This window comes from Okeania sp. SIO3I5, from assembly GCF_010672085.1.
GTDB lineage: Bacteria > Cyanobacteriota > Cyanobacteriia > Cyanobacteriales > Microcoleaceae > Trichodesmium.
Genome location: NZ_JAAHHT010000006.1, coordinates 101,557 through 118,693 on the forward strand (window position 1 = coordinate 101,557; position 17,137 = coordinate 118,693).

The 17,137-nt window shown below is 35.1% G+C and carries 13 protein-coding genes and 1 pseudogene; 7 read left to right on the forward strand and 7 right to left on the reverse strand.

The window, feature by feature from the left end:
* The first annotated feature begins 1,225 nt into the window (after positions 1 to 1,225).
* From F6K40_RS02470 to F6K40_RS02480, 3 genes are all read left to right on the forward strand, one after another.
* Entirely contained in the window at positions 1,226 to 1,816 is a 591-nt protein-coding gene (locus F6K40_RS02470) for a phosphonate degradation HD-domain oxygenase (RefSeq protein WP_293130868.1), read from the forward strand.
* A gap of 693 nt (positions 1,817 to 2,509) precedes the next feature.
* On the forward strand, positions 2,510 to 3,187 hold the full coding sequence (locus F6K40_RS02475) for an HAD-IA family hydrolase (RefSeq protein WP_293130870.1): 678 nt from the start codon (positions 2,510 to 2,512) through the stop codon (positions 3,185 to 3,187).
* A 521-nt stretch (positions 3,188 to 3,708) separates the two neighbouring features.
* Positions 3,709 to 4,350: a tetratricopeptide repeat protein gene (locus F6K40_RS02480; RefSeq protein WP_293130873.1), complete on the forward strand. Its 642-nt coding sequence runs from the start codon at positions 3,709 to 3,711 to the stop codon at positions 4,348 to 4,350.
* Positions 4,351 to 4,370: 20 nt separating this feature from the next.
* On the opposite strand, the gene F6K40_RS02485 is transcribed toward F6K40_RS02480, so the two are convergent.
* Positions 4,371 to 5,645, reverse strand: coding sequence for an RNA-guided endonuclease InsQ/TnpB family protein (locus F6K40_RS02485; RefSeq protein WP_293130876.1), 1,275 nt, complete (start codon positions 5,643 to 5,645; stop codon positions 4,371 to 4,373).
* Positions 5,646 to 5,815: 170 nt separating this feature from the next.
* On the opposite strand from F6K40_RS02485, the gene F6K40_RS02490 reads away from it, so the two are divergent.
* Both F6K40_RS02490 and grxD read left to right on the forward strand, forming a co-directional pair.
* Positions 5,816 to 6,076 carry a BolA family protein gene (locus F6K40_RS02490; protein ID WP_293130914.1) on the forward strand — a complete coding sequence of 87 codons (261 nt, stop codon included), beginning with the start codon at positions 5,816 to 5,818 and terminating at the stop codon, positions 6,074 to 6,076.
* Positions 6,077 to 6,290: 214 nt separating this feature from the next.
* On the forward strand, positions 6,291 to 6,620 hold the full coding sequence (gene grxD / locus F6K40_RS02495; RefSeq protein WP_293130879.1) for a Grx4 family monothiol glutaredoxin: 330 nt from the start codon (positions 6,291 to 6,293) through the stop codon (positions 6,618 to 6,620).
* A 95-nt stretch (positions 6,621 to 6,715) separates the two neighbouring features.
* Here the strand turns inward: grxD and F6K40_RS02500 are convergent, their stop codons facing one another.
* Complete coding sequence (locus F6K40_RS02500) at positions 6,716 to 6,967, reverse strand: DUF6761 family protein (protein WP_293130881.1); 252 nt, start codon at positions 6,965 to 6,967, stop codon at positions 6,716 to 6,718.
* A gap of 708 nt (positions 6,968 to 7,675) precedes the next feature.
* Between F6K40_RS02500 and F6K40_RS02505 the strand changes: the two genes are divergently transcribed.
* A complete protein-coding gene (locus tag F6K40_RS02505; RefSeq protein WP_293130885.1) occupies positions 7,676 to 8,434 on the forward strand; it encodes a response regulator transcription factor in 759 nt (252 codons plus the stop codon).
* 914 nt (positions 8,435 to 9,348) lie between these two features.
* Here F6K40_RS02505 and F6K40_RS02510 read toward each other — a convergent pair.
* From F6K40_RS02510 to F6K40_RS02520, 3 genes are all read right to left on the reverse strand, one after another.
* The gene (locus F6K40_RS02510; protein WP_293130888.1) at positions 9,349 to 10,098 is read right to left on the reverse strand and encodes an energy-coupling factor ABC transporter ATP-binding protein; all 750 of its coding nucleotides are present in this window, start codon (positions 10,096 to 10,098) and stop codon (positions 9,349 to 9,351) included.
* A gap of 7 nt (positions 10,099 to 10,105) precedes the next feature.
* Entirely contained in the window at positions 10,106 to 10,660 is a 555-nt protein-coding gene (locus tag F6K40_RS02515; protein ID WP_293130890.1) for a hypothetical protein, read from the reverse strand.
* 1,615 nt (positions 10,661 to 12,275) lie between these two features.
* The gene (locus tag F6K40_RS02520; protein ID WP_293130892.1) at positions 12,276 to 12,644 is read right to left on the reverse strand and encodes a DUF1830 domain-containing protein; all 369 of its coding nucleotides are present in this window, start codon (positions 12,642 to 12,644) and stop codon (positions 12,276 to 12,278) included.
* A gap of 671 nt (positions 12,645 to 13,315) precedes the next feature.
* Here F6K40_RS02520 and F6K40_RS02525 point away from each other — a divergent pair.
* Positions 13,316 to 14,893: a photosystem II high light acclimation radical SAM protein gene (locus F6K40_RS02525; protein WP_293130894.1), complete on the forward strand. Its 1,578-nt coding sequence runs from the start codon at positions 13,316 to 13,318 to the stop codon at positions 14,891 to 14,893.
* Positions 14,894 to 15,058: 165 nt separating this feature from the next.
* Here the strand turns inward: F6K40_RS02525 and F6K40_RS02530 are convergent, their stop codons facing one another.
* Entirely contained in the window at positions 15,059 to 15,394 is a 336-nt protein-coding gene (locus tag F6K40_RS02530) for a type II toxin-antitoxin system VapC family toxin (protein ID WP_293130897.1), read from the reverse strand.
* Between the two features lie 360 nt (positions 15,395 to 15,754).
* Positions 15,755 to 16,815, reverse strand: a pseudogene (locus tag F6K40_RS41290) (RNA-guided endonuclease InsQ/TnpB family protein).
* Positions 16,816 to 17,137 lie beyond the last annotated feature (322 nt).

The window sequence follows — 17,137 nt, forward strand, 5'->3', positions numbered from 1 at the left end:
ATTTAACTTCAGTAGTTATTAATCGTCGTCGTGTTGCTGGAAGAATTGTTTTTGGGAAAAGCATAATTTTTTGAAGTTTTTCTGAGAGTTGTCAGTAAATATCAAACCTCAAATTAATCAAATAGCCTTGGTAGAAAAATTAATGCAGTACATAAGCTGATGATGGAATGATTCCCTATTTAACTTCAGTAGTTATTAATCGTCGTCGTGTTGCTGGAAGAATTGTTTTTTGGGAAAGCATAATTTTTTGAAGTTTTTCTGAGAGTTGTCAGTAAATATCAAACCTCAAATTAATCAAATAGCCTTGGTAGAAAAATTAATGCAGTACATAAGCTGATGATGGAATGATTCCCCATTTAACTTCAGTAGTTATTAATCGTCGTCGTGTTGCTGAAAGAATTGTTTTTTGGGAAAGCATAATTTTTTGAAGTTTTTCTGAGAGTTATCAGTAAATATCAAACCTCAAATTAATCAAATAGCCTCGATATAAAAATTAATTGGGTGATTATCCCTGGCAAAATTTGATAACTAATTTGAAAATTTATATAGTAAGTTTGCACTATTAAGTTAAACGCCTAACCTTGCTCAATGAACTGCAAAAAACAATCTAAAAATTACGGTCAAAATTTGATTTACTGTCACCAAAATAATTAGTAAATATGATGATGATGGAATGATTCCCTATTTAACTTCAGTAGTTATTAATCGTCGTCGTGTTGCTGGAAGAATTGTTTTTGGGAAAAGCATAATTTTTTGAAGTTTTTCTGAGAGTTGTCAGTAAATATCAAACCTCAAATTAATCAAATAGCCTTGGTAGAAAAATTAATGCAGTACATAAGCTGATGATGGAATGATTCCCTATTTAACTTCAGTAGTTATTAATCGTCGTCGTGTTGCTGGAAGAATTGTTTTTTGGGAAAGCATAATTTTTTGAAGTTTTTCTGAGAGTTGTCAGTAAATATCAAACCTCAAATTAATCAAATAGCCTTGGTAGAAAAATTAATGGGGTGATTACCCCTAGCAAAATTTCATAATTAATTTTAAAATTTCTACAGTAAGTTGGCAATATTAAGTTAGACTGCCTAACCTTGCTAAATGAACTGCAAAAAACAATCTAAAAATTACGGTCAAAATTTAATTTACCGTCACCAAATTCAGCAGTACATAAGCTGAATCAACTCCTAAGAACTAATTTTTTTAAATAACTCCCGAACACAAAATAAACATGAAACTAAATATCGAGACAATCCTCAAAATTCTCTCCTTCAAAGGTCATTGCCAATACGGTCAAGAACCTATTAGTCAACTAGAACACGCCCTCCAATGTGCCACTTTAGCAAAACTAGCAAAAGCTAGTAATGAACTAATTGTAGCTTGCTTATTTCACGACTTTGGACATCTAGTTCATAACCTAGGAGAAAATGCAGCAAAAAAAGGTATTAATGACCATCACGAATATCGTAGTATTAGGTATTTAAAACATTTATTTGGAGAAACTGTAACAGAACCAATTCGTCTTCATGTTGAAGCTAAACGTTATCTTTGTGCAACAAAACCTAACTATTTTGCAACTTTATCACCAGCTTCTCAACGAAGTTTAGAATTACAAGGTGGAGCATTTTCTTGTGCTGCTGCAGTCCAATTTATTCAGCAACCCTATGCAGAAGATGCAGTACAATTAAGAATTTGGGATGACCAGGCTAAAATTGTGGGTATGAAAACTCCTAATTTAAAATACTTTACTGAAATAATCTATGAAACAATGATTTTTAGCAATATTGCCAATATTATGAATAATAAATTTTGCTTGAATTAACTAGGAAATTTCTGATTTTCTATAAGCATTCAGCAGTCAGCTATCAGCTATCAGCTTCATTAACTTTAAAAGAGGAAAAAGCAATAAGCGAGATTTTAAAGAATTAAAAGTATGGGCAAAAGTCCATCAGTTAACCTTAATAGTCTATCGAACTACATCGTTGATTAAAAAGCTGTTTGCCTAGCATTCCGTAGGAAAAGCTGACCGCTAATACCTGAATGTTTACGATTTTCTCGTTTCTTGTTTGAGCTTACTAAAAGTAATGCTATACTTAGCTGAAACTTAAAGAATTAAATAATTAACATGGGGTTATTTCAGTTATCAGTACCTCTATAGAATCAGGAGGCTTCAAATACGAAAAATCATTTTTTTATCCTCTTAAAAGAGGAGACTTCAGACCTAAATTTTTCGGTGAATTATTTTTTTATAATTACCGAATAATCAATAATTAATAAGTAAATAATTGAGGTGGAAAATCTCCCCTTTCAAGCGAAAAATTCTTTTTTTTCCTTCTTTTACTTCTTTGTAAATCCTCTCCCTTTTAGGGAAAGGTAATAATTAATTATTAATTATTAATTGTTAATTGCTGAATAGCTAGGAGCGTGTTAATTATTCTTATATTTACTTCTTCCCCACTCCCCCACTCCCCCACTCCCCCACTCCCCCACTCCCCTATTTTTTCCCTAAAAACAAATGAATAATTTCCAAAAAATTACCCATATTATCTACGACTTAGACGGTTTACTTCTAGATACAGAATCAATTCACGCTCAAGTAAACCAAGAAGTTACAAGTCGTTACGGCAAAATTTTTGACAAACATACTAAATGTAAAATTACTGGCAGAAAATCTATTGATTCTGCCAGAAAAATTGTAGAACTATTAGAACTACCTGTCACTCCCGAAAATTATCTTCAACAAAGAAATACTCTCACATATCAACGCTTTCCTGAAGCCAAACCAATGCCAGGTGCAGTTCGCCTTACCCAACATTTATATCAAAATAAAATTCCTCAAGCTGTAGCTACCAGTTCTTCCCGCGAACCATTTACTTTAAAAACAAAAAATCATCAAGAATGGTTCCAATTATTTGATTATATTGTTGTTGGAGATGACCCCAATCTCAAACGTGGAAAACCAGCGCCAGATATTTTCTTAATAGCTGCTGAAAGATTAAATGTTTCCCCAGAAAAATGTTTAGTATTTGAAGATTCTTTAGCAGGAATGGAAGCTGCTTTAGCTGCCAGAATGTCCGTCATTGTTGTCCCCGATCCTGACATGGATAAAAACCTATTTCATTCTGCCCATCAAATTCTTAATTCCCTCACAGAATTTCAACCGGACTTGTGGCAACTACCATCATTTTTATAGGTATAATACGAATTCTCAAAAACTTTTATACATTTTTTTGAGTAGGGGAGTGGGGGAGTAGTAGGAACGTATCGCTGCGCGACATGTAACGCATTAATGTTCAAGCAACGTCCGTACGGGAGAAGTAAAAACATCAATAATTAACACGCTTCTGGTTAATAATAATTAAAAAGGTTGTTATACTATTTATCAAAAATTTTGCTATATTTGATTGGATGGAGAAGTGTGGGTAGTGTGGGAAGTGGCGGGAGGGATTAAAAGTAGGAAAAATAATTACTAACCAACCTTAAATTGTCAAAAAAAGACTTGAAACCTTAGTAACTATTTAGGTGTTGAAGTATAGCGTTAATGCATGGTAATTGGTATTATTCCTGTGTTAATTATTTAATAATTGAATTGCCAGGCAAGTATAGCATTACTTTTAGTAATTGGTATAACTTATCAAATATATATCTTTTTTCAAATAATGATACCATAAGTGAAAAATCCTTTTTTATTTATACAAACCGACTAAAATAATCATGGTATTAACTAAAGCTATTCGTTTTGTTTATTCCTCATTCGGCTTGACTCTCCCGATTATGACAGCTTTCACACTTTTACAAGAACCCCTGAATGCTCAATCTCAAGAGACTATAGACTCAGAAAACTCTACTCCTATTCCAGTTCAACCAATACAACCTACCCAACCTGAAAATGCTCGTCCTTTAGATCCCCAGAATAGTCTTCTGAGTCTTCCAGGAGGACAACGCTTAATGAGCGAAGCTGACGATGCCATTGGTTCCGAGAATTATGATTTAGCTAACCAGAAACTACAAGAAGCTCGTCAAATATTTAATCAACTTTCTAATTTCCATAGTCAACTAGCTGCTAGTTTTTCTGGTATTGATAATCGTCTGGCAGATGCCCAACGTACCAAAGCTCTGGAAACTGCCCAAATGAGAGACCAAGCTACTTATCAATTAGCCCTTGTCCACCGGGCACAAAATCAACCAGAACTAGCAGTACCATTACTGGTTCAAATTATTAGTTCTCAGCAACCTACTCGCGATTTAGGGAAAAAAGCTTATCAGCAGTTACTAGAGTTAGGTTTTGTAGATATTCCTTATCCTAGAAACTCTGGAGATGGCCAATCTCCTGCCTCCTCCCAATCTCTGAAGTGACATCCTCCCAAGGCTGACCTCTAGGAGGTACAGCGCGGACTTCCAACATCGCTGTTAGACATTGCTGCCCTGCGCCACTTATCTAGGCATAATGCCCCCGACAGCCCGACTTGACAGCCTATTTCTTGACCCCAGAGTCCCTGGGTAGTTAGTTGCTCATAGCCTCGGTTACAGATTTCCTGTGCTGAGGCTATGTCTCTATCAGCCTCATATTTACATTCTGGACAGCTATGCCATCTATCTGAGAGTTTCTTCCTTACTACACTACGGCAGTTTGGGCAAGTTTGAGAAGTGCCTTTGTGGTCTACTTGAGCAACGTATACTCCCCGCTGTTTCCCAACATAAAATAAAATATTTCTAAACTGTCCAAAACCTGCATCAACAGTATGTTTGCCCAAGAAACCTTTGGCCATAGTTCTAAAATCTATATCTTCTACAAATATAGTCTCAGCCATGTCGCATAATTTATGGGCTAATTTGAACTGATAGTCTTTACGTTTGAATGCAATACGATTGTGCTGTTTCTCTACTTTAATCCTTGCTTTCTCGTAGTTAGCAGAACCCTTCTTTTTCTTAGACATTCTGCGTTGTAGCACTTTCAGCCGACTATGCTCTGTCTTGAAAAATTTTCGTCCCGGTTCTACAAAGCCATCACTGGTTGCCAAGTATTTATCCAATCCTACATCTACCCCGATAAAATGTCCATGGGGTAGTGGTTCTGGAATAGAAATATCAGATTGAATAGTAATTACAGCGAACCACCCCATCGCTTTTTTGAGGATTCTCACTTGTTTGATAACAAAACCGTCAGGTATTGGACGATGTAGGTTGATTTCAACTTTTCCTAATTTTGGGAGCTTAATTTGCCATCCTGTAATCGGAATGACTTTGAATTGAGGAAACAAAATGGACTTCATTTGCCCGTACTTTTTGAACCTGGGAAATCCATGACCTCTTTTTTGGAAAAAGTCCCAACCATCGTGCAATCTTCGGATAGTTGTCTGCAATACTTGAGAAGGAACTGATGCTAGTCGTGGAAACTCCTTCTTAGCTTTGGGGAGGTTGTTTTGCTGTTGCTGATATCCAGGGAATGGATAATCAGCATTCATAATATATTCACTGTGCAAACTACACCTATCTATTGGACATTTTCTGGAAGCAATCCAATCCTTGAGTTCGGCTAGAGCATAGTTATAAACACTACGATAAGTTTCGAGCCATTCATTCAATAACTCGACCTGTTTTTGGTCAGGATAAATTCGATAAGTGTAGTTGAGAGCTATCATAGCTGGCATAATACCACAAAACGCAATTGCAGTAAATACTGATTTTACCGGATCAAATCAGCTTGAGGGAGTCAATGTATCCCGACCCTAAATCGTAGATTATGGCGCGGGACTGATAGCTAATCCAAACCCCCTCAAATAATTAAAATGTAGAATAGCAGTATTTTCTCAGAGGAAGAATTATGAATTTAGAGCAAGTTGAATTAATGATCAAAGAGAAGTTACCAGATGCTCAGGTACAAGTCCAAGATTTAACAGGTGGTGGTGACCACCTACAAGCCATTGTTGTGTCCTCTGAGTTTGAAGGGAAAACTCTCGTGAAACAACATCAAATGGTTTATGCTGCCGTACAAGAACCAATGGCCTCTGAAGCTATCCATGCTTTAGCTTTGAAAACCTATACTCCTGAAGAGTGGCAAGCAGCAGGGCAGAATGCTTAATTTTGGCTTTTAGGTTACAAGGTAAACAGGATTGTTTGGCTACATTAGCCATAATTAATTAATTCTCATAGTTTGCCATTAAACATCAGGCAAATTAATAGTATCTATAACCAAAAAGCGATCGCCTATCACTTAAGCATATCAAACCATAAATTCAGGTTAGCTAAATAGTGAATGTTGAAAGCTTTTATGACCATCTACTAAGGAAATAAACATGACTCCAGAATTAAAAGCAAAGATCGATAACTTAATTACTCAGAACAAAATTATGCTTTTTATGAAGGGTAATAAACTGATGCCTCAGTGTGGTTTCTCTAATAATGTAGTACAAATATTGAATACTTTAGGAGCAACCTATGAAACTTGCGATGTGTTAGAAGATCCGGACATTCGTCAAGGAATTAAGGAATATTCTAATTGGCCTACAATTCCCCAACTTTACATTGGTGGTGAATTTATCGGAGGCTCTGATTTGGTGATTGAAATGTACAATAACAAAAAAGATGAACTAGAGCAAATGCTAGCAATTGCTTCAGCTTCTTAGAAATCTCAACATTTTTAAAACTATAAAAAATGAAGGGTATGTGATAATGCCCTTCATTTTTTATGTGTACTATTATAGTTACTTGGATTTGTAATTTAATAGTAATCTACTTCTGGTTGAGTTTGTAATTGCATTTCAAAATTTGAAGGGTCATATATGTAGCGAGTTGTTTCTTCCTCCAGTCTATTAATTAAAAATGGTTCGATCGCCTTAGAGATTCTTAAAGATGCTAGATAACCATCTAAATATATGCGCATCTCCTCATATCGATAACCACGGTTCCACATTTCGACGAGGGCGTCGGTTAGTTTTTGATAGTGGCGGATTGTTAGAGCGTCAGTTAACATTGCTTTTGTGTTCTTAGGGATAATGGTTATATTTTGTATCAGAATCTAGTTTTAGGTTAATGTTATTTTCTTTTTAATGCAACTTGTACTATTAGTTTTTGAGATTAGTCTGAACCTACTTGAGTGTTGGTATTACACATTACAAAAACGCTTTTGAGTGGTCAATTTTTCTACTCTTAGAGTTCTACTACTTCTATTTTAAAACAATTTCCGGAAGCTTTTCAAATTTCTAGTAGAGTTAAAAATCGATTTATTCCTAGTTGTTCTTCTCTCTACAATATATTTCTCTTATATTCCATTAATCTTAGCCAAAAAGCTCAAAATCTTGATTGGAAAAAATCTCAAATATGTGATATAATTACTAGTCCATCTAAAATAATAATTAATTGGCAAAAATTTTACTATAAATTGCTAAAAGTAAATATTCAATAGTCAGAATACAAAAAGCAGGACTTCTAAACTTTTAGTTAGAAATTGTTATAGACGTTGATTATTTGTTTTTTGTTCTTACTGAAGTTACTTTAGTTTCTTGGTAACAAACTTGAGGGTTAATTTTGTCTCTTTGAGACATGATGCTTAAAATCTTTAGATCAGCTCGCTCAAGCTTATTAATTAACAGAGTAACAGATGCTACAAAAAGACAACAATAATTTATGTTAGATTACTACGATGTAATTATAAAATAAATATATATAGGAAGTTATTTAAGTGGGAGATGCTTGTATCTTAATTATAGAAGGGAATGCGCATCTGCGTTCCCTACTTGGTTGGCATCTACAGCAATCAAAGCACTGGGTACATCAGTCAGCAAATGTTGAGCTTGCAAAAAAATTAATATACACTCATTGCCCAAGTCTGGTGATTCTAGAAGCTGACTTACCAGATGGAAATAGTCTAGAATTTTGCAAGTGGCTTCAGCAACAGCAACAGTGTTTAATTTTAATGCTATCCTCACGCACAACTGAAGCGGATATTGTAGCAGGGTTAAAGTCAGGAGCAGATGACTATCTCACAAAGCCTTTTGGTATGCAAGAGTTTATGGCTAGGGTAGAAGCACTATTACGTCGTCGTAGAACTATTAGTTGTACCCCACCCATTAGTTTAGATTATGGCGATTTGATTATTGATTTGGTACACCGTAGAGTTATCTTAAACGGTAGTCTAATCGATCTAACTCCACAAGAATTTAATCTTCTATATGTCCTAGCTCAAGCAGAAGGAATGCCTCTTACTCGTTCAGAATTACTAAGCAGGGGATGGCCAGATTCTATAGATAATCCTCGTACTATAGATACTCATGTACTATCTCTGCGGAAAAAAATTGAAATTGACCCCCGGGAACCTAGTGTAATTCAGACAGTTAGAAATGTCGGTTATAGATTTAATCGAGAAATCTTGAGTATGGGTAAATGGAATAATAATTATCAAAAAAGTTATAAACAACCTCAAGAAGTTGCACCAGCTTGAAGAAGTCAGAAGTTTGAAGTCAGAAGTCAGAAGTTAAATTTAAAACTGGGGATTTTTAACACCAACTAAAATCAGACTGATGTTTTTTGTATTGGTAGTCCTGCATAGTAATGTTATACAAAATCGGGTATAGATATATTTGTTATATCCCACCTGGTAGAGAAGTTCCATGGAACTTCTCTACTGAGTTTTCATAGTTTGCTCCAAACAGGTGTGCTTAATCCAGACTTGGTATGGGAATAAAGAAATACCTAGGTACGGGAGCAAGATGCTTCCACTGTTCTTGTCATACAAAATTCAAAAAAGTAAGGCTACTTATCTTACCTCGTGACTACTGACTACTGACTACTCTAAATCTGATACTATACAGGAAAAAGGAATACCTGGCTAGGGGAGCAAGATGCTCCCACTGTTCTTGTCATACAAAATTCAAAAAGTAGGACTACTCATCTTACCTACTGACTACTGACTACTGACTATCGAGACTTGGTGTTATACAGGAAATTGGCATTGTACAGGAAAAAGGAATACCTAGGTACGGGAGCAAGATGCTCCCACTGCTCTTGTCATACAAAATTCAAAAAGTAAGGCTACTCATCTTATATCATGTTCGGTTGAATAGTTATGATTAGGATATAGATGGAAGAGATCTCTCAAACCCATGAGATTCTTCCTTCCACTCCGTTCCAGTCGCAATGACTTTATAGTTAGTGTTTATCCGAACATGATATTACCTACTAACTACTGACTATTGACTACTGACTACTCTAAATTTGGTACTATACAGGAAAAAGGGATACCTGGCTAGGGGAGCTGTTATTGTCACACAAAATTCAAAAAGTAGGACTACTCATCTTATCTACTGACTACTGACTACTGACTATTGACTATTGATTACTAATATTTTTGTGAAACTAAGTCCATTCTTCAGTTTCCTGAGCTTGTGCTTGGATGATATGATGGCATAACTTACCCCAATCAACTTTACTATTAGGGGAATCTTCAATTAATTCTCCTTGTTCTAGATGTAGTAGCTTTGTACAAAACTGTTGAGCTAAATCTATTTGATGAGTGACCATAATTACTGTTACTTCCGTTTCTGCTAAGGTTGCTAATACCTGTAGAACTCGACTAGCAGTACCAATATCTAGAGCTGAGGTAGGTTCGTCCAATAAAAGAATTTTAGGTTGAATTACAGCAGCGCGAGCGATCGCTACTAACTGTTTTTGCCCCATTGAAAGTTGTAATTCTGACCTGGATAACCAAGATTCAGGAATATTTAATTGCTGTATCCAATATTCGCACCTTTGCTGAATTTCGGGTTGCCTTAGTCCTCTAAGTTTTAAAGGATAAGCGATCGCTTCTGCTACAGACATTCCCAAAAGTTTTGACTCCTGTAATACCATAGTTACCTCTTTTCGTAATTGCATTACAGGAATTTTGCCGTACTCCTGGTTGTCTAAATAGATATAACCAGAAGTAGGAGAAATTAATCTATTGAATAGTCGTAACAGAGATGTTTTACCCGCACCGGAAGTTCCGACTAGAGCAACCCTAGCACCTTTTTCTACAGTAAAAGAAATATCTTTCAGTAAATTGTAAGAGCTGATTGGAGTAGTTAAACTTACTTGGTCTAAATATAGTTGAGACTGCTGCTGTTCCATTTTTTAGCTAGGAAATAGCGATCGCATTGGAAATAGTCCAAGCATCTATTAATAGTAATAGTATGGTACAACCGAATAAGATAAGATACATCCAAGGTTGTGACAAAGGACGTACATCAGTTGTATCTATACCTGTCTTTGCCTCTACTATCCGAACCAGTTTGGCAAAACCCACTACTCGCATGGGTAATAAATAACCTTGTCCAGAATTATTCAGAAAATAGTAGACTAGGCCACCTTGGCCTGTAGTCCGAGGTTTAAGAGCTTTTATTTCTGTCCAAGGTAAGTACCAACCTTTGCGAAAGAGGTCTGGAACCCAAACTGGATAGCATACTTGGATTCCCTTGTCATTTGTTATTACTCGTTCTGTTAGAGCTGCGTATAATGCCACAGTTCCTAGTGTTAATCCTACTGCTAGAATAACAGGAGATACTGGGGCATTTGTGGCTTCAGATAAAAAAGGTAAAGGTATAGTTAATGCAATATACAAACTTAAAAGGGTTAATTTAATTATAGGAGAAATTCTAAATATGAATGTTTCTGAGTGTTGATTTTCAATCATACTAAGTCTGGTTAATTAAACATAATAAAATTATACCTATTTGATAAATTTTTGCTACAAATAGTTCTGCTGCTGCTTATGGAGTCAGGAGAACAGAGTCAAAAATTAGGAGGAATAATAAAATTTAAGAATTTTTCGTTGCCATCCTGATATTTTTAGTCAAAGAGACATTAATATCAAAGCCTTTTTATTCAAGTTTATAAGATTTTGATAAGTTTTAGGAATAGGGATTTGAATTACAGGCGTTGCTGATGCGTGGGTATGATTTGTATTTTTTGGTAATTTATAAACCATTGAATAACAACTATTTCAAATTGTTCAATTTTTATTTTCATACCTTGATTCAGCAACGCCGAATTACATTATTTTGGATTTTTAGGTAGTTCTATATTCTATTACTTCAAACCTAATAAAGTATTGGTTTATTAGCTTTAAATTTTATCCAATAGCGCACTCAAATATAGATATAATGACGCCTTTTGTAGGTACAGTTAAAATCATTTTCACAAATTGAATATATAGGACAAGTCGCTGTAGGTTTAGTAAATCCGGATAGAAAATTGGAATGTAATATTTCCCTTTTTTTATTCAATATTTATTCCTTGTTTCTTCTTTCTTCAGACGTTGCATAGAACTTCCCTACCTGTAGCTTCAACAATTAATAATTAATAATGAATAATTAATAATTATCTCTCCTTGAAAAGAAGAAGATTGACTAATCATAAAAGTTTTTATTTATTATCCCCTTAAAAGGGGAGGCTTTAAACCAAAATTTTTCGGTAAAAAATATCGAGCGCCGTTGGTATTATAGAAAAATTTAGGAAATTAAAAATTGACGATTATATTAAAACAACTGAGCAAATTAACCACAAATTGTTGAGAAAAATAATCTACAAAAACGAGCTTGTAGATAATTGTTAAACATCCAAAAAATTTAGTCGGATAATTTGCTAAACTCTACAAGTTTTGGATATATTGAAGTAATCAAAAAGATTAACTCCAGAAAATACTTTAGTAAAGAAACGCCAAAATATTTATAGCGCTACGCAAATAGGGAAAGGAAATTTCTATGTTCCCTATTCTCTATTCTCTATTCCCTACCCTAAAACTTTTGGATATATTGAAGTAATCAAAAAGATTAACTCCAGAAAATACTTTAGTAAAGAAACACCAAAATATTTATAGCGTTACGTAAATAGGGAGAGGAAATTTATCTTCAATAATTTAGAAATTGAGTCAAAATTGAACTGATGAATTTAAGTTGATATAGCAGTTCTTAAATATCAATGAGATACTATATTTTTTCTTTTTCCTAATACCTTATTCTTTATTTCCCATTGCCTCTTACCTAAAATCCAAAGCTTGTGTATTTCAGTATTTCAATCTAGGCTGTATTGTATCCAAAAATTTTGAACATAGCACAACAGAGAGGAAATGAGTAGCAACCCATAGCTTCCCTAAAATTCTTGAGACAAAACACAAAAAAAAATAAATTTGTTGGGAGTATTTTAATGATTGAGGAAATCAACTTTTTTCTTAGATAAAGAAATAGATGATGATTATAATGTTGATTGCTCCTCAAAGTTTTAATTTTACTCCCTTGAGTCTAAATGAATTAATCTACTGCGCTCAAAACTGGTGCTGGTTTTGAAGGAGACTTTGGTATTTGAGGTAAAGTAAGTGACTTGACTTTAGACTTTTCAATTTTGGCAATAGAAGAATAGGGTCCTTCATTGATTTGTAGGCGATCGCAAGGTATTGTATCTGATAAGATAGAGCTGGCCATACTACCTGTATGAATCTCCATACAAGCACCGATAACTGCTTCAAATACTAAACGTTGCCCTGGAAAAACAACTCTTTCAAAATCCCAATTAGGTATGTTACTAATTTTAGCTATCTGGATTTGACTTGTGGCATTAACGTAGCAACAGAGAACTTGATTTGAACTATTGGATGGTAAGGGATCGAGTATTTGTGCCATGGTGTGTCTCTGAAAAATTTTTGTTTTATACAAATTTTAGTTATAAAAATAGATTAACATCAACCGATCCCAATTAGCTGTAATTTTGAATACTTAGTTATAGGTTTTCGATCACATAATCAATTCTTAATAACGTATTTAAGGCTTTATTAATAAATTATTAAGATTATCTATTAAGATTATCGCAAATTTTTAACTTTTTCTTGAATTTAGACTATGGCATCAAATTATACAGACAATGTTAATTCAAACTGCTCTTAGCTAGGAATATAAGCTAATTTACTTTTATATAAGATGGGGGATCAAAATTTTAAGAAAATTAAAGATTAAGATGAAGATTAAGTAAGTCGGACATATTGACCATTTTTTGAATTCAAAATTCAAAATTCAAAGTTGAAAAATTTTGGTTATAACTGAATTTCAATAATTGTTTAATTAAGGGTTCAAGCCTGTTTTTGAATTCAAAATTCAAAATTCAAAGTTGAAAAATTTTGGTTATAACTGAATTTCAATAATTGTTTAATTAAGGATTCAAGCGTCTGACTTTCCTGCGGAATGCGGAGCAAACAGGGAGAGGTTATAATTTTGAATTAATAATTTTTAATTTTGAATTGATTTGGCCATTTCATTCTTGCAAAAGGATTTACTAAACGTTGTATTACAAAGACATTATGGAAAATAAAGTTCTTTATGTTCGCCTCCCATGTAATCCCATTTTTCCGATCGGAGTTGTGTATTTAGCAGATCATGTCCACAAACTATTCCCAGAAGTAGAACAAAGGATATTTGACCTGGGGGCGGTACCACCTCTAGACTACACAACAGCTTTAAATAACTGTATTGATAAATTCAGACCAAACCTATTAGTATTCTCGTGGCGAGATATTCAGATATATGCACCCGTAGGAGGTCGCGGAGGCAACCCCCTGCAAAACGCTTTCGAGTTTTACTATGCGAAAAACCCTCTAATTAAACTTAGGGGTGCACTGGGAGGTCTGCGGTTAGCAGTTTCTTATTACAGCGAACTCTGGCGTAACATAGGACTAATTAAAGAGGGTCTAAAAAGGGCCAAAATTTATGAACCAGAAACTCGTGTAGTAGTTGGTGGTGGAGCAGTAAGTGTCTTTTATGAACAACTGGGTCGTAGTTTACCTACTGGTACTATTGTATCTGTTGGGGAAGGAGAGGTCTTGTTAGAAAGAGTAATTCGGGGGGAAGAGTTTAGCGATCAACGATGCTATGTGGTAGGAGAAACATCACCGCGCGATCGCATGATTCACGAAAAACCAACTTCTCTTGAGAAAACTGCTTGCAACTATGACTATATCAATAGCATCTGGCCAGAATTTGTATATTACCTCCAAGACCAAGATTTCTACATTGGAGTACAAACAAAACGCGGTTGCCCCCATAATTGTTGTTATTGTGTCTATACAGTTATTGAGGGTAAACAAGTGCGGATCAACCCTGCTGATGAAGTAGTTGCAGAAATGAAGCAACTATATGCTCGCGGTATTCGTAATTTCTGGTTTACTGATGCTCAGTTTATTCCTGCTCGGAAGTTTATTGATGATGCTGTGGAATTATTACAAAAAATCCTTGATGCAGGGATGGATGATATTCACTGGGCAGCATATATTCGCGCAGATAATCTCACTCCCCAGTTGTGCGAGTTGATGGCAAAAACTGGGATGAATTATTTTGAGATTGGCATTACCAGTGGTTCCCAAGCACTTGTCAGGAAGATGCGAATGGGTTATAACTTGCGGGTAGTATTAGAAAATTGTCGGGATTTAAAAGCTGCTGGTTTTAATGATTTAGTTTCAGTTAATTACTCTTTTAATGTAATCGATGAAACTTATGAAACAATTAGGCAAACTATTGCCTATCATAGGGAACTAGAGAAAATTTTTGGAGCGGATAAAGTAGAACCTGCTATTTTCTTTATTGGGTTACAACCTCATACTCATTTAGAAGATTATGCTTTTAAGAACAACATTTTGAGACCTGGATATGATCCAATGAGTTTAATGCCTTGGACAGCGAGAAAGTTGTTATGGAATCCAGAACCTTTAGGTGCATTTTTCGGTGAAGTTTGTCTAGAAGCTTGGCGAAGAAATTCTAATGATTTTGGTCGTGAAGTTATGGCTATTTTAGAAGAAAAATTAGGCTGTGCTGAACTGCATGAAGCTTTAAGTGCGCCTATTGCATCTAATAAAAATCAAAAAAAGTTGGTAAAGGTTAATTAAATAATTAAAAAGGTGCGCTATGAGCGCATCTTTTTATATGAATCGATAACTTTTATTGCAAGGATTCAGGTATAGTGCTTTTATTTATGCTTTACTAAAATTAATTCATTTAACTTTCCCTCTCAGGTGAGAATTTTATGGCTCAAAAGGGTTGATTAATTGTAATTAATTAATCCATTGAAAATCTTCTACATTTCGAGTTACTAAAGTTAAGTTATGAACCAAAGCAGTTCCCGCAATAATAGCATCTCCTAATGTCATTCTTCTAATTTGTCTGAGCGCTACAGCTTGATCTAAAACTGCTTGGGAAATAGGTAAAACGAGGGAAGCACGAAAAAAATCCTCAAAAAACAAACGTTCTTGTTCTGTAAGTTGATGGTAACCAAGTACCTCAACATAGGAAAGTGCTGAAACAGCAGGTGAATGTTCAGCAATAAACTTCCTTAAAGCATTATTTTCTGCTTGAGTAGCGTAGATAATGATATTGCTATCAAGTAACATTATTACTCTCTATTGGGAAGTCCGCGATCTTGACGAATTTCTTGTTGCCAAGTTTTCGATTCTACATTTGCAAAAGATTTGATTTCAGCTAATTTTTCTAGTGCTTTTGCCATCTGTTCACCACGGGATTTTTGATTTGACTCTGGTTTCTTTTCTAAGAAAGTAACGTAGACTTCCTGGGGGCGATGTAGCTGACGCTAGGCTTCGCCAACGCTCAGTTCAGGAGCATCTTCTATCCACTGCTTCATAAAACCGATATAAAACGTCACATAGCGTGATATTTTACTGTTTACTTCCTGCTTTCCTACGGAATGCTACGCAAACAACTGAGGCCGTCGGCGGTTACTCATCCACAAGCATTCACGGGTCTTGCCCGACCGCATCTCTCAAATTTATACTTGCATTCAGATCGCGATCTATAGATATCCCACAATCAGGACAGTTATAAGTTCTAAGGTTTAGTGGCATATCTTGGACGTGACCGCAGTTCGAGCAAGTTTTTGATGATGGGAAAAACCTATCAACGACTGCTAGCTCAGAGCCGTACCACTGAGTTTTGTATTCAAGCTGTCGCCTAAATTCATAAAACCACTATCTGCTAACTGATTTTAGCTAGTTTATGATTAGCCAACATACCCCTCACATTCAAATCTTCGTTTGAGCAACAACGCTGTGGTTTTTAGCTAGATATGTTGTCAATTTATGAAGCACGTCTTTACGGATATTAGCTACCTTTGTGTGTAGCTTGGCTTGTTTTAGTTGCGCCTTTTTCCAGTTAGCTGAACCAATCTTTTTATTGCGGTTAAGGTATTGTAACTTAGAAAGTTTGCTAATCAATTTCTTGTAAGATTTAGCACCAGGGAAAACAACTCCCGTGCTTAAAGAAGAATAAGGTTTTCACACCTAAATCAACACCTACAACTTCAATCGTCTTTGGAGTTGGATTAGGAGTGAATTCATAGCTACAACTTAAGTACCAATCTCGAGCCTGTCTACTTTTTTTAGTTCTTGCTTCAACTGGTTCATAAGTTTTGACAATTGCCTTTAAAAGGTAATTTATGATTCTATCCATTTAATTCTATTGGTTTTCCACAATTATCAATTGTGTTTGCGTTTGCGAAGCATCCCGTAGGGAAGCATTCCGAAGGAAAGGAATCGTGTTTACCTTTCTTCTTAAACTTTGGATGTTTACAAGGGCCTTTGAAAAAACCTCTTAAACGCTTCACCTAAATTGATGAAAGCATATTGATAGACCCTCGAGGACAAGTTTTTCATCCAAGGGTAAAGTGGTGCATGTGTGATTGGTAAAAACCTCTCTTAGCTTTCGAGCATTAGGCTTGTAACCATGAATATATGCAGCATTCCACAAACCTTTTACCCCAGTTATAGCACCATCTGCTATACCCCGCGTGTTGAGCCATCAGGGTTTTCTGCTTGTTCCACGAGTTTGAGCTTGGTTAATCATGGATTTCATTTACTCGTGAACACAGTCTGTCTAATAGTACGGTTTACAACGTATTATATCGTTATTCTTTGATTAAGTCAATGCTCTTACCACTTTTTGATTTTTCTTGCTATGCTAAACTAAAAATTATCTAATATCAAAGATATTATAATTTATCTAAAATCTAAAAACCCCAACGTTGTACTTATGACTGAACCTTTAGTTACTACTACTGAACCTTTAGTTACTACTACGCAAGCTGCTTTTTTACTCAATATTTCTACTGGTCGATTACGGGA